This window comes from Pseudoduganella aquatica (genome assembly GCF_020865585.1).
GTDB classification, from domain to species: domain Bacteria; phylum Pseudomonadota; class Gammaproteobacteria; order Burkholderiales; family Burkholderiaceae_D; genus Rugamonas; species Rugamonas aquatica_A.
The window spans coordinates 3,555,717-3,576,704 of record NZ_CP086370.1; the positions used below are offsets into that span (position 1 = coordinate 3,555,717).

Below are 20,988 nucleotides of genomic sequence, written 5' to 3' on the forward strand. Positions count from 1 at the left end.
CACAAGGGCACCTCGAAAAACCTACTTCCTCAGCTTTGCCGGCCTCGTAAGCTGTTTATTCGTAAAGGCGCGACTTTCAGAAAACCAGGTTTTCCGAAGTGCCCTCAAGTCAGCCAGATTCCTCCCGTATTCTGATGTCCAGCGAGTCGATCTGACTGTCCATGAGGATTCGACCTTAGTGTCTAGCTCGGGCCGAACTGTATCTCCATGACCCGCCGAAATACGCATCTTATCCACCGGCACAGTGAACGGCACCGTGACCGTGGGCGCCGCAGTGGAGAGGGGCAGGGGCGTGTCCGGGATCAGCGGCGGGAAGGCGCAAAGGCCGGTGACAAACATGCCCACGCCGATGACGGATTTTTGGCAAAGCATGTAAGCGAGAGGTCCCATGGCGGCGCGATACTCCATTTGATTGCAGAGCGCCAAGTATGCCGCGTTCGGTCGTGGCCGTCACCTCCGCTCAGCAAGCCGCGCCCACAGGGGGGGCGCGTTTGCGTTTACTGCAGCTGTATCTTGACCAGCGCATTGCCTATGAGCGTGTACAAGTTGCCGCTGCCGTCGATGGCTATGCCCATGGGTTTGCCGGGCAGTGGCCCGGCGGCAGTGACGGTGGTGACGTCGCCTTGTGGCGTAATCTTCCGGATCGTGCTGTTCTCATAGTCAGGCATGTACAGAATGCCGGATGGATCAATCGCAAGCGACACCCACAGGCTGTTGCTGAAGCGGGCCGCCGTTCCCTTGCCGTCTACGGCAGTGCCGGCGTCGCTGCTGCCCGCAAAGCTCACAGCGGTGCCATCGGGCGCAATCTTGCTTATCTTGCCCATGTATGCGGAATAGATATTGCCTGCGCTGTCGACTGCCAATCCTGTGCGCGTTGGCTGCACCGTGCCAAGGAGGTCGGGGGCCACTTCCGTCCCTTGCAGCATGGTGACTTTTCCGGCCGGAGACAGCTTTCGCAGGCTGAGTTTATTGGCCAGATAGAGGTTGGTAGCGCCATCGACAGTCAGGCCATAGGGAATGATCGCTCCAAGGGAGCGCCCATCGAGGGACTTGAAAGGGAAATCATAGGCAAGCTCCACTGTCCGGGTTGGGGTAATGCGGAGCAGTCGGCTTCCACTGCCGACATACACATTCCCTGCGTTGTCTACCACTAAGGAGTCTGCGTACATCAGCACCTTATCGGCTGGACCGGTCTGTGGCAGATCGATTCCGTTGTCACGGCCCGCGTAAGTGCTGACAACGCCTGCCGGTGTAACTTTTCGGACGCGGTAGTTGTTCGGATCGCAGATGTAGGCGTTGCCGGCGCTGTCTAGCGTCAGGCAGTTGGGCCCCCTCATTCTGGCGGTGCTTCCGGCGCCGTCAGCGTAGCCGCTTTCCGTCAGCGACCCGGCGACCACAGCAATTCCGGTGACGGTCAGCGCTGCCTCGGCGCTGCTCACGCTGCCTGCGGCGTTGCTGACGACGACGCTGAATTTGCTCTTCGTATCACCGAGTTGCGTCGTCGCCAATGCATAGCTTGCCGCGTTCGCTCCCTGTATGTCCGCGCCGTTGCGCTTCCATTGATAAGTAAGATTCGTGCCGCTAGCCGTCACCGCGAAATTAGCCGGGCCGCCGGCGATCACTGTGACGCTGGCCGGCTGGGTGCTGATCGCCGCAGGCTGTATCACCGGTGGCGCTGGCGTGCTGTCTGAGCTGCCACAACCGGCGAGCAAAGCTGGCACGACGAGTACGAGTGCGGCCGCCACGCGGTGGTAAAACGGGAATTTGCCCATCATAAATTGCTCCCAACATTTCTGGTCCGTCCATAGTAGCAAGAATAAAAGATTGCTGATATATCAATGATGAAAGTCACTCCCGGCCGCACTAATTAAGTGCGATTGCACCATACTGGTGATTCGCCCGTGGTAAGCATATTTCATAAAAATCATGCACTTAGTGCAGCGCACCAAATTGGTACGAGTTTTGCTTGTATGCATATTCTTTATTTGACTATGCATCTTTTTGGGGAGTGGCTGGTATGGCTGGTAACAATTCTGGTGCAGACGCGCTGTTTATCCTGCTTGGCGCCATCATGATTTTGGCGATGCATGCGGGGTTTGCGTTTCTTGAGCTGGGCACGGTGCGCAAGAAAAACCAGGTCAACGCGCTGGTGAAAATCCTGGTGGACTTCGCAGTCTCGACCATCGCGTATTTCTTTATCGGCTACGGCATAGCGTACGGCGTGCATTTCTTTTCCAGCGCGGACGTGCTGGCGGCCAAAAACGGTTACGAGCTGGTGAAGTTCTTCTTCCTGCTGACGTTCGCGGCAGCCATCCCGGCCATCATCTCCGGCGGTATTGCCGAGCGCGCGCGGTTTTATCCGCAGCTGATCGCCACCGCGCTGCTGGTGGGCTTTGTGTATCCCTTTTTTGAAGGCATGGTGTGGAACCACCGCTTCGGCTTCCAGGACTGGCTGATGCACAGTTTCGGCGCCGAGTTCCATGACTTCGCCGGTTCCGTAGTGGTGCACGCCATGGGCGGCTGGGTTGCGCTGCCTGCCGTGCTGCTGCTGGGCGCGCGCCGTGGCCGCTATATGAAGAACGGCGCCATCGCCGCGCATCCGCCTTCGTCGATTCCTTTCCTGGCGCTGGGCGCGTGGATACTGACCGTGGGCTGGTTCGGCTTCAACGTGATGAGCGCGCAGGCACTGGACAAGATGAATGGCCTGGTGGCCGTGAACTCGCTGATGGCGATGGTGGGCGGCACCCTGGTGGCTGTGCTGATGGGTAAGAACGATCCCGGCTTCGCCTACAACGGTCCGCTGGCCGGCCTGGTGGCGGTGTGCGCCGGCTCCGACCTGATGCATCCGCTGGGCGCGCTGGTCACCGGCGGTATCGCGGGCGCCATCTTCGTGTGGATGTTCACGCTTGCCCAGAACAAATGGAAGATCGACGATGTGCTGGGCGTCTGGCCGCTGCATGGCTTGTGCGGCGCCTGGGGCGGCATCGCGGCCGGCATCTTCGGGCTGAAAGGGCTGGGCGGCATGGGCGGCGTGGCCTTCGTGCCGCAGCTGCTGGGAACCTTGCTGGGCGTGGCCATTGCCGGCGTTTCCGGCTTCGCCATCTACGGCGCGCTGAGGGCCACCATGGGCCTGCGTCTGGACCCCGAGCAGGAATTCCAGGGCGCCGACCTGTCAGTGCACCGCATCACTTCCACGCCGGAGCGCGAGTCAAACTGGTGATTCCGGCGGCTCGGCGCGCCAGCGCACGCGCTTGCTGCGCATGGTGAAGCGCTGCCGGTACACGCCGGGACTGATGCCCGCGATCTTGCTGAACATGCGGCTGAACGAGCTGGCGTCGCTGTAGCCGCAGGCCAGCGCAATGGCGTGCAGGTTCTGCTGCGTGACCTCCAGCAGCACCTTGGCGCGGTCCACGCGCACGCGGTGCAGATAGTCCAGCGGCGTCATGCCGACTGCGGTCTGGAAGTGGCGCAGCAGCGTGCGGCTGCTGGTGGACGCCACCACGGCCAGCTCGTCGAGCCTGTAGGGCTGCTGCAGATGGGCTTTCAGCCATTGCTGCACGCGGTAGACGGGGCTGTCCGTGGTAGGGTGCATCTGGCCGTCTTCGATCAGCTGGTAGCCCAGCCGCTGCCGTTCTGGCTGGTATTGCAGCAGCTGGGCGCAGCTCTCGCCGACGCTGGCGTCGAGCAGCCGTTTCAAAATCGCCGCCGTGAACTCGATCTGTTGGCTGGGCGCAACGCAGGTGTACAGGCGCTCGTTAAAACTCATGGCCTCGGTGGCGGAAAAATCGCACTCGGGATGCATCCGCGTGAACAGCGGTTTGGACACCCAGAGCGTATCGAGCCGCAGGCCGTCCAGCATGCCCATCATCGATGGGTAGATCAGCCCGGATGCGGACGCGGCCACCATGCCGCCGTCCTCCACGTGGGCTTTCAGCTTGCGCAGCAGCGAGGGGTGGCGCTGCGCAATTTCCTGTAGTTCCGGCACGGTGCTGGCGATCAGCGTGGGCGCCATGAGCAGGGTGCGCGTGCCTTCCAGCGGACGCAGCGGCGAGGCGGACAGGCCGGGTGCGGAGGCGTCGAACAGCGGGCCGCATTCCTCCGGCACGTAGATATTCCAAGTAAGCGGGGAGGGCTGCTCCGGGTAGCGCGCGCGCAACAGGTTGGTGGCCGAACGCAGCACGTCCACCGTGCTGAACACCGTGCCCATGGCCGCCTCGGGCGGGCACAGTATCTCTATGTGTAGCGGCGAAATGGTGGCGATATCGGTAATCATGATGGCGATAATGGCTATATTTTGACGATCTGGCAAGCCGTAGAATGTTTTTGAACGCCCATGCGTTTTTTCAAAAAAACATTCATCCGGAGATCATTTTGAGCCAGTCCGTACCCCGTCCGCGCCGCTGTCTTGCAGCCCACGCCGTCAGTCTTGCCCTCGCCAGCCTCGCCGTTCCTGGCGCCCACGCCGCCGAGCCCGCCCCGCAGCCGGAGGCGCCTCCGGCCGACACCGCCCAGGTGATCGTCACCGCGCAGAGCCGCAGCCAGCAGATCCAGAGCGTGCCCATCGCGGTTACCGCCATGTCCGGCCAGCAGCTGAAGGACCAGGGCGCGGCCAATCTGAGCGATATCGATTCCTTCGTGCCCGGACTTTCCATCGACACCTCCCAGCCCACCCGCCCCAATATCTTCCTGCGCGGCGTGGGCACGCTGGACTTCGGCATCGGCACCGATTCGCCGGTGGGCATTTACACGGACGGCGTGTACACCGGCAAGACCGGCGGTTCGCTGCTCAACTTTAACGACATCAAGCGTATTGAAGTGCTGAAAGGGCCGCAGGGCACGCTGTTCGGCCGCAATGCAGCGGCGGGCGCCATCTCCATCGTCAGCAACGATCCAGTGGGCCGGGTGGAGGGCAGCGGCCTGGTGCGCCTGGGCGAAAACGGCCTGCGCCACGAGGAGCTGATGTACAACACGCCCCTCACCGACAATCTCGCCTTCCGCATTTCTGCAGTGGACCAGGGCAGCCACGGCTGGACCCGCAACGCCTTCGACGGCAGCCGCGCCGGCGGCGACCGGGACAGCGGCGGCCGGGCCGCCCTGCGCTGGCAGGACGACAACACCTCCGCCGTGCTGAGCTGGGAACATGAAAAAATGCGCGGCCCCGGCCCGGCCACGTATTCCGTCACCGGCGGCAAGGTCAACTTCGGCGGCCCGGACGTGTGGACCGCACCGTTGGACAATCCGCTCAGCAACGACGCCGCTATTAACCGCCAGTCGCGCACCTTCGACGGCGTAACGCTGCGCGTGGAGCGCGCGCTGCCGTTCGCCACGCTGACCAGCACCACCGCCTACCGCCACTTCAACACCCAGAACTGGCAGGACATGGACGGCACCTCGAATCCGGCCGCCTATTTGGCCATCGGCAACGTGGAATCGAACAGCACCTGGCAGCAGGAATTCAAGCTTAACGGCCAGAGCGGGCCGTTTGACTGGGTGGCCGGCGCCAGCGCCTTCCGCGAGCGCGCCACGCAAAGGCAGGAAGTGAATGTCACCACCACCTCGCTCGACACGCTGTTCCAGCATGCGGCCGGCCTGTCGCCATACGCCACGCTGACGCAGCTGGCGCAGGGTATAGGCAAAGCCACCGGCAACGCCGCGCTGCAGGGCGTGAAGCTGACCGGCCTGCCGTGGCAGGAAAGCATCAACGACGTGGGCGGCTACCGCGCCTTCGCTATTTATGGCGACGTGATCTGGCACGCTGCCAACGACACCAATCTGACGCTGGGCGGCCGCTACACGGCGGACCACAAGGCTTTCAACTGGTACAACCCGGCTCGCACCGCCAGCGCGCTGGACGCGCAACTGGCCACCTTGAACCAGGCCCAGTTCTTCCCCACCGCGACGGCGCTGAAGCTGCTGACCGCGCAGCAGTCCGGCCTGCTGCAAAAGCTGGTGCAGAGCAATGTGCAGTTCAACAATCCGGGCTCGACCAGCGCGCCTTACGCCGTGTCCAAGAGCTGGAGCAACTTCAGCCCGCGCGTCCTGCTCGACAAGCACCTGGGCGCGGACCACATGGTGTACGCCTCGTGGAGCAAGGGCTACCAGGCCGGCGGCTTCGACGCGGTGGGCGTGAACGGCCACTACGAGGAGGAACTGGTCACCAGCATGGAGCTGGGCGCTAAAGGTGAGTGGCGCGCGGCCGGATTGACCTACGGCGCGGCGCTGTTCCAGTACGACTTTACCAATCTGCAAAGCCTGACGCTGGTGCCGAACAGTGGCGCCACCGGCATTCCGTCCTACCAGGTCGCCAACAGCGACCAGGGCGCCACCGGCCTGGACCTGGACGTGCAATGGAAGATCAACCGCACCTGGCGCCTGACCGGCTCGCTGGAATACATCGACCAGACCTATGACAAATACGTCTCGCCAACTGGTGTGAATATCAGCGGCCAGGCGGCGGGCACGCCTTACTTCAGCGCAGCGCTGGGCGCGGCGGCGAAATGGCAGGCTCTGGACGGCAACGCCGATTTCAGCGTGCAATACGGCTACATGGGCAAGCGCCGCTGCAACGACGATACTTACAAGCAGGGCCTGTGCCGCCCCGACAGCGCGGTAGGCGCGGGCAAGGCGCAGGAGCGGGTAGACCTGCGCCTGGGCTGGACGGCGCCGTCCGGCCGCTGGGGAGTGGGGCTGGTGGCGAACAACCTGATGGACAAGCAATATGTCAACGTCAGCACGCTGGGCGAGGCGGTGGGCTCACCCTACGTCTATGTAACGCGGCCGCGTTCGCTGGCGCTGGAACTGCGCGTCAAACTGTGAGGCGGGGATTTTAATGCGCAATAAACTCAAATTGTTGTGGGCCGTGCTGGCCGGCGTTGCCGTTCTACTGCTGTTGCTGATCATGGCGATGCTGGTGAACGTTCTGCGGGTGCCGTCGCTGCCGCCGGTTGGCAAAGTCACCGCCGCCGCGCCTGCGGACTTGGCCGCCGCCAGCGAGCGCTTGGCTGCGGCGGTGCGGATTGCCACCGTGTCCGGCGGCGAAGGCAGCGAAGGCGGCGAAGCAGCGGTGAACCGTTTCCCCGAGCTGCACCGCTTGCTGGAAACCAGCTTTCCGCGTACCCATGCGCAGTTGCGGCGCGAAGTGGTGGACGGGAGCAGCCTGCTGTACACCTGGCAGGGCAGCGACCCTTCCTTGCAGCCGGTACTGCTGACGGCGCACATGGACGTGGTGCCGGTGGAACCCGGCACCGAGGACAAATGGCGCCACGCGCCGTTCGCAGGCGATATCGCGGACGGCTATGTCTGGGGCAGGGGCACACTGGACATGAAGCATGCGGTCATGGCCACCTTTGAAGGCGTGGAGCATTTGCTGGCGGCCGGTTTCCGTCCCAAGCGGACCATCTTGCTGGCCTTCGGGCACGACGAGGAGCTGGGCGGCCACCACGGCGCCGCGCGCATTGCGGACTTGCTCGAGCAGCGCAAGGTGCGTGCGCGGTTCTCGCTGGACGAGGGCTCCCTGATCGTGGACGGGCTGGTGCCCGGCATGGCGCGCCCGGTGGCGCCCATCGGCCTGTCGGAAAAAGGCTATGTGAGCTTGCAACTGACCGCCACCGCCGCCGGCGGCCACTCGTCCATGCCGCCGCCTTACACGGCGGTGGGGCGTGTCAGCCGGGCGGTGGCGCGCCTGGAGGAGCAGCCCATGGCCGCCAGCCTGGATGGTCCGGGCGGCGCCGGCCTGCTGGCATTGGCGCCGGCGCTGCCTTTCAGCATGCGGGCGGGGCTGGCCAATAGCTGGCTGCTGGAACCGGTCCTGGTGCGGCAGCTGGCTGCCAGCAATACCACCAACGCCATGATACGCACCACCACCGCGCCGACCATGATCTCCGGCGGCGTGAAGGACAACGTGCTTCCTGCCGACGCCAAGGCAGTAGTGAACTTCCGGCTCGCGCCGGGCGATACGGTGGCCAAGGTGCAGGCCCACGTGGTGCGGGCGATTGCGGACCCGCTGGTGAAGGTGGCAGTCGATGGCGCCACGGCGGCCGAAGCGTCGCCGGTGGCGGACCGCAATGGCCCCGGTTACCAGTTGATCTCCGCCGCGCTGGCAGCGGTTGCGCCGGAAGCCCTGGTGACGCCGGGCCTGGTGGTGGCCGGTACCGACAGCCGCCACTACAGCCGCGTGAGCGATGCCGCCTACCGCTTCCTGCCGGTGCGCATGAAGCCGTCCGACATCGCCCGCATCCACGGCACGGATGAACGCATCTCGATTGCCAATTACGGTGAGCTGATCGCGTTCTACCAGTCTTTGATGCGCCTCAGCGCGGAATAGGGCGCGCCTGGCCGTGGCTGCCCTTTAACGGTGGATCACGACCAGCAGCGCCTTGGCCTCGGTCTTGCCCGCGTTGCGGATGGCGTGATCGAGGTCGCCCGGGTAGCGGGCGGTGCCGCCCAGCTTGACCTTCTTCTTGGTGCCGCCCACTTCCAGCTCCATGGAGCCGTGCAGCACCGTCAAATGCTCGGTGGTGCCCGGGTCGTGCGCCTGCGACACCAACTCGCCTCCCGGCGCCAGCGTCAATTCATACCACTCGTATTTTCCAGCCAGCTCCATCGGTCCCAGGATGCGCATCGTGTAACCGGCGTGCGCGCCGGGCAGGGTGGGAGTTTCGTGCGCGTCCAGCACGCGTATCGTTTCGACGGTTTTCCCCGGTTCGTCCAACAGCTCGCCGATCGGCACGCCCAGCGCATTGGCCAGGCGCCAGGTGATGGCGATGGTGGGATTGGCTTTCTCGCGCTCTATCTGCGACAGCATGGACTTGGACACGCCCGCTATGCGCGACAGGTCTTCCAGTGTCAGCCCGCGCGCCAGGCGCAGGCGTTGCAGGGCGGCGCCGACTTCCGGCGGGGCGTTATTCGTGGAGGCTGCTTTCATGCGTTTTTCATTCTTCGATATAGTGCAAAGTGTTGCAATGTTCAATGGAGTCCGGTAGGATTCGATATATTGAACTTGAGTTCGAAATAGCGGATTCGAGTGGTGCGGTGAAAAAAGTGGAGTAAACTCCAAGACACTCACAGCATAACCCTACACCACCAAAAGAGGAAGATCATGAGCGACCAAGCAAAAAACGCTTTCTACACCGGCCTGCAGCAGAATCTGGACAGCCTGCGCGAGCAAGGCCTGTACAAGCCGGAGCGCGTGATTGCTTCCCGCCAGGGCGCCGAAGTGGTGGCGCAGGACGGCCGCACGCTGATTAATATGTGCGCCAATAATTATCTGGGCCTGTCCGGCGAAGAGTGGGTAGCCCAGGCTTCCATCGCTGCGACCGAAAAATACGGTTACGGCCTGTCCTCGGTGCGCTTCATCTGCGGTACGCAAACGGTGCACAAAGAGCTGGAGCAAGCCATTTCCGCCTTCCTCGGCACCGAAGACACGATCCTGTACGCGGCCGCTTTCGACGCCAACGGCGGCGTGTTCGAGCCCCTGTTCGACGAGAACGACGCCATCATCTCCGACGCGCTGAACCACGCCTCCATCATCGACGGCATCCGCCTGTGCAAGGCCGCGCGCTTCCGCTACGCCCACAACGACATGGCCGACCTGGAAAAGCAGCTGCAGGACGCATCCGGCAAGCGCAACAAGATCATCGTGACCGACGGCGTGTTCTCCATGGACGGCACCATCGCCCAGCTGGACAAGATCGTGGCGCTGGCCGAGCAGTACGGCGCGCTGGTGATGATCGACGAATGCCACGCCTCCGGCTTCATGGGCAAGACCGGCCGCGGCACGCACGAGCACCACAATGTAGTGGGCAAGATCGACATCATCACCGGCACGCTGGGCAAGGCCCTGGGCGGCGCCATGGGCGGCTTCACCTCCGGCCGCAAGGAAGTGATCGACACGCTGCGCCAGAAGTCGCGTCCTTATCTGTTCTCCAACACGCTGGCGCCGTCGATTGCCGGCGCGTCGCTGGAAGTGCTCAAGCGCCTGTCCGCGTCCACCGAGCTGCGCGACCGCCTGCACGAAAACACCGCCCATTTCCGCAAGGAGATCGAGCGTATCGGTTTCACCATCAAACCGGGCACCCACCCCGTGGTGCCGGTCATGCTGTTCGACGCGCCCGTTGCGCAGAAGTTCGCTGCACGAATGTATGAGCTGGGCGTTTTGCTCAGCGGCTTCTTCTACCCGGTAGTACCGATGGGCCAGGCCCGCGTCCGTGTGCAGCTCTCCGCCGCCCACACCCGCGAACAGCTGGACACCGTACTCGCAGCATTCGAGCAGGCAGGCCGTGAACTTGGCTTGCTGAAGAACTAAATCAAAGAACTGAAAGAACAGCATGGAACGCATCTTAGTAATTGGCGCCAACGGCCAGATCGGCAGTGAACTGGTGGACGCGCTGGCGCAGAAACACGGCGCCCAAAACGTCATCGCCACCGACATCGGCGCCAAGAATGTCTACAACGCGGCGCGCTACCAGGTGCTCAACGTATTGGACAAGGAAGCCCTGGAGACCCTGGTCGCTTCCGAAAACATCACCCAGGTGTACCAGCTGGCGGCCATGCTGTCGGCCACCGGCGAAGCGGCGCCGCTGAAGGCCTGGACGCTGAACATGGACGGCCTGCTGAACATCCTCGAGGTGGCGCGTGTGCGCGGCGAGCAAGGCAAGCCGCTGCGCGTGTTCTGGCCATCCTCGATTGCCGCCTTCGGCCCGAACACGCCGGCGCACGACACGCCGCAGCTGACCGTCATGGACCCGACCACCATCTACGGCATCAGCAAGCTGGCCGGCGAGCGCCTGTGCGAGTACTACTACCTGAAGTACGGCGTGGACGTGCGCAGCATCCGCTACCCCGGCATCATCAGCTACAAGTCGCCTCCGGGCGGCGGCACCACCGACTACGCCATCGCCATCTTCCACGCAGCGCTGCGCGGCGAGACCTACCAGTGCTTCCTCGGTCCGAAGAGCACGCTACCGATGATCTATATGCCGGACGCCATCCGCGCCACGGTGGAACTGATGGAAGCGCCTGCTTCGCAGATCAAAGTGCGTTCCTCGTACAATGTGGCTGGCGTGTCGTTCAATCCCGAGCAACTGGCGGAAGCGATCACGCGCGCCGTGCCGGGCTTTAAAATCGAATACAAGCCGGACAGCCGCCAGGCGATTGCCGACACCTGGCCGCACAGCCTGGACGACTGCCACGCGACGGCGGACTGGGGCTGGAGGGCGCGCATCAATACCGAAGAGATGGTCAAGGACATGCTGGCGAACATCGACGTCAGCCTGGGCCAGGCGGCATAAATAGCCAATCAAGCGGGCCACAAGCCTGCGCCACATAAAAAAGAAAGAGACATCCAATGGACATGAGCGTTTTCGACCTGTTTAAAATCGGCATAGGGCCATCCAGTTCCCACACGGTGGGACCGATGGTGGCGGCCCGCCGTTTCCTGGTCGAAGCCGGTTCGCTGGATGACGTGGTGGGCGTGGAGGCCGCGCTGTATGGCTCGCTGGCGCTGACCGGCGTTGGCCACGCCACCGACAAGGCGGTGATCCTGGGCCTGATGGGCGAAACGCCGCAGCATGTGGTCCCCACGCAGGTGGACGCCATGCTGGCTGCGGCCGAGGACAAGAAGGAACTGAAGCTGCTCGGCACGCACGCCGTTCCGTTCACAGCGGCCGCCAACCTGCTGTTCTTCAAAAGCGAAACGCTGCCCGAGCACCCGAACGGCATGCGCTTCACGCTCAAGCGCGCCGACGGAACGACGCTCAGCAAGGTGTACTACTCGATCGGCGGCGGCTTTATCCGCGAAGAAGGCGAAACCGGCGGCATCGCCGGCAAGACGCCGGTTGAAATGCCGTATCCCTTCGACACGATGGCGCAACTGCTGGAACACGGCAAGCGCACCGGCCTCACCATTCCCCAAATGCTGCGCGCCAATGAGCTGATGCGCGTATCGGAGGAAGAGCTGAACGGAGGCGTGGACCGCATCTGGCATGTCATGCGCGACTGCATTACGCACGGCCTTGAAACGGCGGGCCAGCTGCCGGGCGGCCTGAAAGTAAAGCGCCGCGCGGCCGACCTGTGGCGCCAGGCCAAGGGCGGCGACCGCAGCAACGAACTGCCGCACGACGCCTTGCACCAGGTGAGCCTGTACGCGATGGCGGTCAACGAGGAAAACGCGGCCGGCGGCCGCGTGGTGACGGCGCCGACCAATGGCGCGGCCGGCATCATTCCCGCAGTGCTGCGCTACTACGCCGAGGATTGCCATCCCAGCGACCCGGTGAAGGGCGTGCGCGAATTCATGCTGACGGCGGCCGCCATCGGCATGCTGTGCAAGCGCAACGCATCCATCTCGGGCGCGGAAATCGGCTGCCAGGGCGAAGTGGGCGTGGCGTGCGCCATGGCTGCTGCGGGGCTGGTGGCTGCGCTGGGCGGCAGCAATCTGCAGATCGAGAACGCTGCCGAAATCGGCATCGAACACCATCTGGGCATGACCTGCGATCCTATCGGCGGGCTGGTGCAGATTCCCTGCATCGAGCGCAACGGCATGGGCGCGGTCAAGGCCATTACCGCCGCGTCGCTGGCGCTGAAAGGCGACGGCACCCATTTCGTCAGCCTGGACGAAGTGATCGAAACCATGCGCCAGACCGGCGCGGACATGCAGGCCAAATACAAGGAAACCTCGCTAGGCGGCCTCGCCATCCACGTGGTGACCGTTAACCACGCCGCATGCTGACAATGCAGGGGCGCCTGGCGAAGCCCGAGAGCAGCGCCAGGCCGGTGAGCATCAGCGCCCATTGGCCGGGCTCCGGCACCATGGCGACCGCGAAACTGTCCAGCATGGCCGCGTCGTTGAAGCGCATGGTCAGTGTATGCGACGAATCCACCACGCCGCCGCAGCATACGTTCGCATCCAGGTAAGCTCCGACATAGAAGGTCTGGCCGGGATGGAGCATGTACGACACCGTGGTGGTCACGGAACCGGTGTCATACAGGAACCTCTGGTCGCGCGCAAAGATCTCGGGCAGGTTCGCGCAGCCCGGTCCCGATGCGGTTCGCAGGATAGGGCAACTGCTGCCGCTTTGTGCGTTCAGGTTGTAGTCGAAAGTGTAGCCTTCGGTGTCGAAGAGGCTCACCGCGAAGAACGAGTGGTTGTAGCCTGCTCCGGAAACAGCAGGCGAGAACTGCGAGTCCAGCGTCACGCTCACCGTCAGTTCGAACGGTGTCGCCCCGGTGTAGCGGTAGCCTTGCACGCCCCAAATGTTGGCGTCGGCCATGGACGTGTCGCCATTCGGCGCGGCTGGTACATAGTTCGGGTTGCTGGACGCGTAGGTTTTCAGGATCGGCAAGTATGCGCCCGGGTCCGCTACCGCCAGCGACCAGGCTTCGCCGCGCGCGCTGGCGGCGCTGGAACTGGCGCCGCCCGGCCAGTGTGTGGTGGAGCCGTTGAGCGTTGGGTTGACGGGATTGCACCGCGACATGTCCGCCCTGTAGCGGCAGTCCCAGGTCGAGGAGTAGCCGTCTGCGGCAAAACTGGTTTGGGTGGGGGTGGCGTGTACTGGAGCAATGCCCAGTACGCTCAACAGGGGAAGTGCCAAGAGTAGACGGCGCATGCATGCCTCCAGATGTAAAAATGACATCAAACTGCGTCGGCGGATTCTAGCATCTTGGCTACAAGCATGGCTGTATCACCAATAGAACTGGCCTTTCTTGCAACACTACTATGATGAAAGCTGCCCCTGGTATCTGCCGACCAGACGGCCGTGCAATAGCTCGCGCTCGGCCCCGGGCGGGAAAAGGTAGCTGATTTCGCCCGCGACGATGGTGGCGGCAGGGGCTCCTTCGCGGAACAGGATGCGGTTGCCAGCCACGGCGGGCACCTTAATGCCGGGCAGAAGCGTGCCGCACAGATTGAGCGGGTCGACGCCGGAAATGCACACGAGGCTGCCGCTGTGCGGACGGCGCCGCACATCGCGCAGCAGCGGAATGGCTTCGGGCAGGGCGAATTGCTCGCCCGAATAGCCCGCCACGAAGCGCCCGCCACGGATTTCACCGCGCGCCTCCAGCCGGTGGTAGACCGGCAGCAGCTCCCGCCACGACGGCAGCCATGCCGCTTCGCGCTCCAGCAAGCGCCAGAACATCACCCCGTAGCGGCGCAGCAGCGTCATGGCCACGTGCTCCAGCGTGGCCGGATCGGTGCGCGGCTTGCGGGCCGGCTTGCCGGACGCCGGGGCCGGTGCTGGAACTGGCGGGCTGGCCGGTTCGGCACTGCCGCGCCGCACCAGCGCCCATCGTCCGGCTTCTTCCATGGTGGGGCCTGCGCCACGGCGGCGGCGCTTGTCGTTGCTGGCGCGCTTGGACGCGGGCAGCAGCATGGCGCGCATGCCGGCGAAGCTGTCCGCATTGACCAGGCCCGTTGCCACCAGCTCGCCCAGCGCGTTCTCCAATTCCACCGGCAGCATGCGCACGTCGTGCTGCAATTCGTCGAAGAACATGGCGCCGTGGCGCTGCAGCAGCGCCAGCACGTCGGCGGCGCGCGGGGAGATTTCGGGCGCGCCCGTATCGGGGGCCAGCTCGTGCCATAACGCGGTCTGCCTGCGCGGCAGCAGCACGATGGGCGTGCTGCGCACAGGGCCGCTCGCCGCCGAGCGCGGGGCGCCCACGCGGGTCCAGACCGTTTTGCCCGCGCGGCACAGGTCGTCCAGCCACAGGATGGAGTAGTCGCGCATCCGCAGCGCCAGCAGGTCGCTTTCCCAAGCGCCCGCAGCGGCCTCGTAGCCTTCGAGCTGGGCCAGGACTTGCGGCAGCGCCTCCTGGCCTTGCAACTGCGTGTCTTCCGTGAGGTGCTGCCAGTCGAACAGGAAACGCATGAAGTCCTGCTGTTCGACGGGCTCGATCTCGCGCCGCAAGCGTTTGATGGTGTAGCGGTGGATGCGGGCCAGCAGGTGGCGTTCGCACCATTCCTCGTCCGCCACGCCGGGCGTGAAGTGGCCGCGCATGACGTAGCCTTCGCTTTCCAGCTGCGCCAGGGCGATGGCGGCGGTGCTTTCGGACAGCGCCAGCGGCTGGGCGATGGCGGACAGCGGCTGCGGGCCGAAGCCGGTGAGGCGGGCGCGCATCAGTTCGGTCAGCGCGGCGTCGCGCGTCCAGTCTTCCGCACCGTTGCCCCGATGGCTGTCGGGGATGGCCAGGACTGGGGATGCCGAGGCGCCGGGGTAGGCCGCTTGCAGGCAGTCCAGGCGCTCCAGTGCGACCCAGATGTCGGCGCCGCCAGCACGCAGGCGGGTGGCGCGGCCTTGCTTGGCCAGCGCGGCGAGCATTGCGGGCCAGCCTTCCTGCCGCAGCGCTTCCTCGTTGCTCAGGCAGGCCAGGGCCACCAGTGCTTCCTGGAGTTCGTCCTCGTTGCGCGCGGTGGGCCAGGCTTCATCGGCCACGCCGGCGATGGCGTCCGCGTCGAGCGCTCCCAGGTCGCCGGCGGAGGCGGGATCGGTCCAGCGGCGCGCCATGACGGCCTGCGTGCGGCGCTCTTCCAGCGGCGCGTCGTCGAGGAAGGCGTAGGGACGCGCGTTGAGGATTTCCATGGCGAGCGGCGAGGGCGCGGGCAGGTCGCGCTCGATGAGCTTTACGTCCCCCGCCTCCATGCGCCGCAGCAGCGCCAGCCAGCCTTCGCTGTCCATTGCGTCGTGCAGGCAGTCGTCCAGGGTCTGGTCCACCAGCGGGTGGCTGGGCAGTTCGCGCTCGCCGACAATGTTTTCCAGGCAGGCCGCCTGGTCCGGGAATACGGATGCGAGCAGGTCGTCGCTTTTCATGCGTTGCAGCTGCGGCGCGACTTTGCGGCCGCCGGTGAAGCGCGGCAGGGCCAGCGCAGTGGTCGCGTTCCAGCGCCAGCGCACATTGAACAGCGGCGCGTCCAGCAGGGCTTGCACAAGTATCGGCTCGGCGGTGGCTGAGCGCAGATAGCGCCATACTTCGTCCAGCGGGAAGCTGTGGCTGGTGGATAGGGAGAGGATGATGGCGTCCTCGGTGGCTGCCGCCTGAAGCTCGAAGTTGAAGGTGCGGCAGAAGCGCTTGCGCAGCGCCAGCCCCCAGGCGCGGTTCACGCGGCTGCCGTAGGGCGAGTGGATGACCAGCTGCATGCCGCCCGACTCGTCGAAGAAACGCTCCATCACCAGCGTGTCCTGCGTCGGCAGCTCCCCCAGGGCGGCGCGCGCGACCGCCAGATAGTCCACGATCTGGCGCGCGGCGGCATCGTGCATGCCCAGATGTTCCTCCAGCCAGGCCACGGCGCGGTCCAGCGCCAAGGCTCCATCCCCGCCTGCCTCGCCATCCGCATTGGCCGGCCCCGCCAACTGCCTGCCTATCTCGCCGCGCAGCCGCGCGACGCCGGCGGACAGCTCGTCGCTTCGGCCGGGCGCCTCGCCCAGCCAGAACGGGATATTGGGCGCCGCGCCGTGCGCATCCTCCACCCGCACCTTGCCCGCCTCGATCCTGATTATGCGGTAGGAGGTATTCCCAAGCTGGAAAACGTCCCCCGCCAGGCTTTCGACCGCGAAGTCCTCATTGACGGTGCCCACGGATTGCCCCTGCGGCTCCAACAGCACGGTGTAGTCCGCGTTGTCCGGTATGGTGCCGCCCGAGGTGACGGCGGCCAGCTTGCCGCCGCGCCGCCCGCGCAGCGAACGGCTGGCCGCGTCGCGGTGCAGATACGAGCCGCGCACGCCGTTGCGCGTGGTGTAGCCCTCGGCCAGCATGCGCAGCACCTCGTCGTAGCGGCTGCGTTCCAGTTGCGCATAGGGCTGCGCACGGCGCACCAGCGCAAACAGCTCGTCCTCGCCCCATTCCCGGCTCGCCACCTCGGCCACGATCTGCTGCGCCAGCACGTCCAGCGGCGCCACCGGTATGCGCAGCGCATCGAGTTCTCCGCGCCGCACGCAGTCGAGCAAGGCCGCGCATTCAATCAGGTCGTCGCGCGACGTCGGGAACAAGCGGCCCTTGGGCACGCCGCCCACATGGTGGCCGGAGCGCCCCACGCGCTGCAGCAGCGCCGCGATATTGCGCGGCGAACCCACCTGGCAGACCAGGTCCACGTCGCCTATGTCTATGCCCAGTTCCAGCGATGCGGTGGCGATCAGCACCCGCAGCTCGCCGTTTTTGAGGCGCTGTTCGGCGGCCAGGCGGTATTCCTTGGCCAGGCTGCCGTGGTGCGCGGCCACGTGCTCCGCGCCGAGCCGGTCGCCCAGGTGGCGCGCAATGCGCTCGGACAGGCGGCGCGTGTTGACGAAAATGAGGGTGGTCCGGTGCAGCACCACCAGTTCGGCCATGCGGTCGTAAACGCGGTCCCACACCTCGTTCGCCATCACGGCTTCCAGCGGCACCGGCGGCAGCTCCAGCGCGAGGTCGCGCGCCCGAACGTGGCCCACGTCCACTACGGCGCAATCGGCGCCGCCGGCTTTGCCACCGCCTCCGACCAGGAAATCCGCAACGGCGGACAAGGGCTTCTGAGTTGCCGATAACCCTACCCGCACAGGCGGCTGCGCGCACAAGGCGTCCAGCCGTTCCAGGCTGAGGGCAAGATGGCTGCCCCGCTTGCCGCCCGCTACGGCGTGGATCTCGTCCACGATCACGGTACGCACGCTCGCCAGCATGGCGCGCCCGCTGTCCGACCCGAGCAACACATACAGCGATTCGGGCGTGGTGACGAGAATGTGCGGCGCCCGCTTGCGCATGGCGTTGCGTTCGGCCTGCGTGGTATCGCCGGTGCGCACGGCGGCGCGGATGCCGTGCGGCGGCATGCCCATGGCCGCCAGTTGCCCGCCTATGCCTTCGAGCGGCGCCTCCAGGTTCAGGCGGATATCGTTCGACAGCGCCTTCAGCGGCGACACGTACAGCACCCGGGTTTCATCCGGCAGCGGCCCCGCGCTGCTTTCGCGCACCAGTGCGTCGATGGCGGCCAGGAAGGCGGTGAGTGTCTTGCCCGAGCCGGTGGGGGCAGCCACCAGCGTGGGCCGGCCGGACTGGATCAGCGGCCAGGCGCGCAGCTGCGCCTCGGTGGCGGCCGGAAAGGCCGCGCCGAACCACGCCGCCACGGCAGGGTGGAAATCTCCGGCAAAAGTGCTCAGGGGCGCGCGCTTGTTCATGGAATCGGGCCGCATTCGGCTGCAAAAACCGATCATAGCAGATGGTCTTTTTGCCAAGCGCCCGCTGAGCCGCCTATATTCGAAATATACATAAAACAATGCGATATAACACCGATACCCGAGCCGCACTATAATAGACGCTCGATTTCGCACGCCAACCGGACTTTCTCATCTATGCAATATGTGTCTACCCGCGCCGCAGCGTCGGCCGCATCGCAGTCTCCACAACAGTTCTCCGATATCCTGCTGGGCGGCCTCGCCCCCGACGGCGGCCTGTATCTGCCCACCGAATACCCGCAAGTGACGGGCGCCGAGCTGGATGCATGGCGCAAGCTGTCCTATGCGGAACTGGCTTTCGAGATCCTGAAGAAGTTCGCCACCGACATTCCGGAAGCGGACCTGAAGGCGCTCACCGCCAAGACCTACACCGCCGATGTGTACCGCAACGCGCGCGAAGGCGAAGCCGCTGCCGACATTACGCCGCTGCGCGTGCTGGAAGAGTCCAAGGGCAAGAAGCTGGTGCTGCAGGCGCTGTCGAACGGCCCCACGCTGGCGTTCAAGGACATGGCCATGCAATTGCTGGGCAACCTGTTTGAATACGCGCTGGCCAAGAAGGACGCTGAGCTGAACATTTTCGGCGCCACCTCGGGCGACACCGGCAGCGCCGCCGAATACGCCATGCGCGGCAAGAAGGGCATCCGCGTCTTCATGCTGTCGCCGCACAAGAAGATGAGCGCCTTCCAGACCGCGCAGATGTTCAGCCTGCAGGATCCGAACATCTTCAACATCGCCGTCGAAGGCGTGTTCGACGACTGCCAGGACATGGTCAAAGCCGTCTCCAACGACCTGCCGTTCAAGGCCAAACAGAAGATCGGCACCGTCAACTCCATCAACTGGGCGCGCGTCGTGGCGCAGGTGGTGTACTACTTCCGCGGCTACCTGGCCGCCACCACCAGCAACGACCAGAAAGTGTCGTTCACCGTCCCGTCTGGCAATTTCGGCAATATCTGCGCCGGCCATATCGCCCGCATGATGGGCCTGCCGATCGCGAAACTGGTGGCCGCCACCAATGAAAACGACGTGCTGGACGAATTCTTCCGCACCGGCGTGTACCGCGTGCGCAAGTCCGCCGAGACCTACCACACCAGCAGCCCGTCGATGGATATCTCCAAGGCCTCCAACTTCGAGCGCTTCATCTACGACCTGGTGGGCCGCGACGCAGAGCGCACCCGCGCGCTGTTCACCAAGGTGGAAACCCACGGCGGCTTCGACCTGTCCGGCTACCCCGGCAGCGACGGCGACGAGTTCACCAAGGTGGCTCAGTACGGCTTCAAGTCCGGCAAGTCCACCCACCAGGACCGCCTCGACACCATCCGTGACGTGGCCGACGACTATGGCATCGTGATCGACACCCACACCGCAGACGGCATCAAGGTGGCGCGCGAGAACCTGGAGCCGGGCGTGACCATGATCGTGCTGGAAACCGCGCTGGCGGCCAAGTTCAACGAAACCATCCTGGAAGCGCTGGGCGAGGACGCCGAGCGTCCGGCCGGTTTCGAGAACATCGAAGCGCTGCCGCAGCGTTTCGTCGTCATGTCGTCCGACGTGGCGAAGATGAAGGATTACATCGCCACCAACACGGGACTGTAAGCCATGAAACCTCTCATGCCGGTGCGCGAGGCGCTGGACTTCATGCTGGCCGCCGCGCGTCCCGTGGCGGAGGTTGAAACGCTGTCCACGCTGGCGGCCAACCGCCGCGTGCTGGCGCAGGCGCAGGTGTCCGGCATGAACGTGCCGACGCACGACAACACCCAGATGGACGGCTACGCCGTGCGCGCGGCCGACTGCGCCAGCGGCGCGGCCACGCTGACTGTGTCGCAGCGGATTCCGGCCGGCCATGTCGGCCAGCCGCTGCTGCCCGGCACGGCGGCGCGCATCTTCACCGGCGCCCTGATTCCCGAGGGCGCGGACGCGGTGGTGATGCAGGAGCAGTGCGAACTGGCCGGCACCGTTGTCACCGTCAAGCACACACCCAAGTCCGGCGAGTGGATACGCCGCGCTGGTGAGGACATTACCAACGGCAGTGTGATCCTGCCGGCCGGCACGCGCTTGCGCAGCCAGGAGCTGGGCCTGGCCGCTTCGGTCGGCCTGGCCGAACTGCCGGTGCGGCGCAAGCTGCGCGTGGCGGTGTTCTTCACCGGCGACGAACTGGCCATGCCGGGCGAGCCGCTGGCGCCCGGCGCCATCTACAACTCCAACCGTTTCACGATCCGCGCGCTGCTGGAAAACCTGGGCTGCGAGATCAGCGACTTCGGCATCGTGCCGGACTCGCTGGACGCCACCCGCTCGGTGCTGCGCGAGGCCGCCGAGGGCAATGACCTGATCATCACCTCCGGTGGCGTGTCCGTCGGCGAGGAAGACCATATCAAGCCTGCGGTGGAGGCGGAGGGCAAGCTGAATATGTGGCAGATCGCCGTCAAGCCGGGCAAGCCGCTGGCCTTCGGCGAAGTGAAGGACGCTTTCTTCCTTGGACTGCCGGGCAATCCGGTGTCGAGCTTTGTCACCTTCCTGCTGTTCGTGCGGCCGTTTATCCTGCGCCTGCAAGGCGTGGGCGACCCGGCCGCGCTGGCGCCCAAGGCCTACCAGCTGCGCGCCGACTTCAACTGGCCGAAGGCCGACCGCCGCAATGAGTTCCTGCGCGCGCGGCTGAACCAGCAGGGCGGGCTGGAGCTGTTCAGCAACCAGAGCTCCGGCGTGCTGACGTCCACCGTCTGGGGCGATGGGCTGATAGACAATCCGCCCGGCCAGGCCATCCAGGCTGGCGACGTCGTGCGCTTTATTCCGTTTTCCGAATTGGTTTGAC

At 65.0% G+C, this 20,988-nt stretch carries 13 protein-coding genes; 8 read left to right on the forward strand and 5 right to left on the reverse strand.

Features of this window, described 5'->3' with window-relative positions; all coding sequences use genetic code 11:
• Positions 1–497 precede the first annotated feature (497 nt).
• A complete protein-coding gene (locus KT882_RS15885; RefSeq protein ID WP_228892462.1) occupies positions 498–1,775 on the reverse strand; it encodes a hypothetical protein in 1,278 nt (425 codons plus the stop codon).
• A gap of 242 nt (positions 1,776–2,017) precedes the next feature.
• Here KT882_RS15885 and KT882_RS15890 point away from each other — a divergent pair, with 242 nt between their 5' ends.
• Complete coding sequence (locus KT882_RS15890; protein WP_228892463.1) at positions 2,018–3,220, forward strand: ammonium transporter; 1,203 nt, start codon at positions 2,018–2,020, stop codon at positions 3,218–3,220.
• Here the strand turns inward: KT882_RS15890 and KT882_RS15895 are convergent.
• Positions 3,209–4,273 carry a GlxA family transcriptional regulator gene (locus KT882_RS15895; RefSeq protein ID WP_228892464.1) on the reverse strand — a complete coding sequence of 355 codons (1,065 nt, stop codon included), beginning with the start codon at positions 4,271–4,273 and terminating at the stop codon, positions 3,209–3,211. The genes KT882_RS15890 and KT882_RS15895 overlap by 12 nt on opposite strands.
• 98 nt (positions 4,274–4,371) lie before the next feature.
• On the opposite strand from KT882_RS15895, the gene KT882_RS15900 reads away from it, so the two are divergent.
• A complete protein-coding gene (locus tag KT882_RS15900; protein WP_228892465.1) occupies positions 4,372–6,816 on the forward strand; it encodes a TonB-dependent receptor in 2,445 nt (814 codons plus the stop codon).
• A 13-nt stretch (positions 6,817–6,829) separates the two neighbouring features.
• A complete protein-coding gene (locus KT882_RS15905; RefSeq protein ID WP_228892466.1) occupies positions 6,830–8,323 on the forward strand; it encodes a M20 family peptidase in 1,494 nt (497 codons plus the stop codon).
• Between the two features lie 24 nt (positions 8,324–8,347).
• Here KT882_RS15905 and KT882_RS15910 read toward each other — a convergent pair whose 3' ends face one another.
• The gene (locus KT882_RS15910) at positions 8,348–8,923 is read right to left on the reverse strand and encodes a helix-turn-helix domain-containing protein (RefSeq protein WP_161073435.1); all 576 of its coding nucleotides are present in this window, start codon (positions 8,921–8,923) and stop codon (positions 8,348–8,350) included.
• A gap of 174 nt (positions 8,924–9,097) precedes the next feature.
• On the opposite strand from KT882_RS15910, the gene kbl reads away from it, so the two are divergent.
• The 3 genes from kbl to KT882_RS15925 are packed head-to-tail and all read left to right on the forward strand — an operon-like array spanning position 9,098 to position 12,724.
• The gene (gene kbl / locus KT882_RS15915; protein WP_228892467.1) at positions 9,098–10,303 is read left to right on the forward strand and encodes a glycine C-acetyltransferase; all 1,206 of its coding nucleotides are present in this window, start codon (positions 9,098–9,100) and stop codon (positions 10,301–10,303) included.
• A 22-nt stretch (positions 10,304–10,325) separates the two neighbouring features.
• Positions 10,326–11,288 carry an NAD-dependent epimerase/dehydratase family protein gene (locus tag KT882_RS15920; RefSeq protein WP_228892468.1) on the forward strand — a complete coding sequence of 321 codons (963 nt, stop codon included), beginning with the start codon at positions 10,326–10,328 and terminating at the stop codon, positions 11,286–11,288.
• 56 nt (positions 11,289–11,344) lie between these two features.
• Positions 11,345–12,724: an L-serine ammonia-lyase gene (locus KT882_RS15925; protein ID WP_228892469.1), complete on the forward strand. Its 1,380-nt coding sequence runs from the start codon at positions 11,345–11,347 to the stop codon at positions 12,722–12,724.
• On the opposite strand, the gene KT882_RS15930 is transcribed toward KT882_RS15925, so the two are convergent.
• Positions 12,705–13,586 (reverse strand): PEP-CTERM sorting domain-containing protein, encoded by an 882-nt coding sequence (locus KT882_RS15930; RefSeq protein WP_228892470.1) that lies wholly within the window; start codon positions 13,584–13,586, stop codon positions 12,705–12,707. The two genes, KT882_RS15925 and KT882_RS15930, sit on opposite strands and share 20 nt — an antisense overlap.
• A 123-nt stretch (positions 13,587–13,709) precedes the next feature.
• On the reverse strand, positions 13,710–18,140 hold the full coding sequence (locus KT882_RS15935) for a DEAD/DEAH box helicase (protein ID WP_228892471.1): 4,431 nt from the start codon (positions 18,138–18,140) through the stop codon (positions 13,710–13,712).
• A 159-nt stretch (positions 18,141–18,299) separates the two neighbouring features.
• Between KT882_RS15935 and thrC the strand changes: the two genes are divergently transcribed.
• Both thrC and KT882_RS15945 read left to right on the forward strand, forming a co-directional pair.
• A complete protein-coding gene (thrC, locus tag KT882_RS15940; protein ID WP_228892472.1) occupies positions 18,300–19,775 on the forward strand; it encodes a threonine synthase in 1,476 nt (491 codons plus the stop codon).
• A gap of 3 nt (positions 19,776–19,778) precedes the next feature.
• The gene (locus tag KT882_RS15945; RefSeq protein WP_228892473.1) at positions 19,779–20,987 is read left to right on the forward strand and encodes a molybdopterin molybdotransferase MoeA; all 1,209 of its coding nucleotides are present in this window, start codon (positions 19,779–19,781) and stop codon (positions 20,985–20,987) included.
• Position 20,988: the final 1 nt, after the last annotated feature.

Coding starts and splice junctions, on each gene's coding strand:
- KT882_RS15945 (WP_228892473.1), top strand. CDS start 19,779: ATGAAACCTCTCATGCCGGTGCGCGAGGCGCTGGACTTCATGCTGGCC.
- kbl (WP_228892467.1), top strand. CDS start 9,098: ATGAGCGACCAAGCAAAAAACGCTTTCTACACCGGCCTGCAGCAGAAT.
- KT882_RS15895 (WP_228892464.1), bottom strand. CDS start 4,273: ATGATTACCGATATCGCCACCATTTCGCCGCTACACATAGAGATACTG.
- KT882_RS15905 (WP_228892466.1), top strand. CDS start 6,830: ATGCGCAATAAACTCAAATTGTTGTGGGCCGTGCTGGCCGGCGTTGCC.
- KT882_RS15920 (WP_228892468.1), top strand. CDS start 10,326: ATGGAACGCATCTTAGTAATTGGCGCCAACGGCCAGATCGGCAGTGAA.
- KT882_RS15890 (WP_228892463.1), top strand. CDS start 2,018: ATGGCTGGTAACAATTCTGGTGCAGACGCGCTGTTTATCCTGCTTGGC.
- KT882_RS15885 (WP_228892462.1), bottom strand. CDS start 1,775: ATGATGGGCAAATTCCCGTTTTACCACCGCGTGGCGGCCGCACTCGTA.
- KT882_RS15935 (WP_228892471.1), bottom strand. CDS start 18,140: ATGCGGCCCGATTCCATGAACAAGCGCGCGCCCCTGAGCACTTTTGCC.
- KT882_RS15925 (WP_228892469.1), top strand. CDS start 11,345: ATGGACATGAGCGTTTTCGACCTGTTTAAAATCGGCATAGGGCCATCC.
- thrC (WP_228892472.1), top strand. CDS start 18,300: ATGCAATATGTGTCTACCCGCGCCGCAGCGTCGGCCGCATCGCAGTCT.
- KT882_RS15910 (WP_161073435.1), bottom strand. CDS start 8,923: ATGAAAGCAGCCTCCACGAATAACGCCCCGCCGGAAGTCGGCGCCGCC.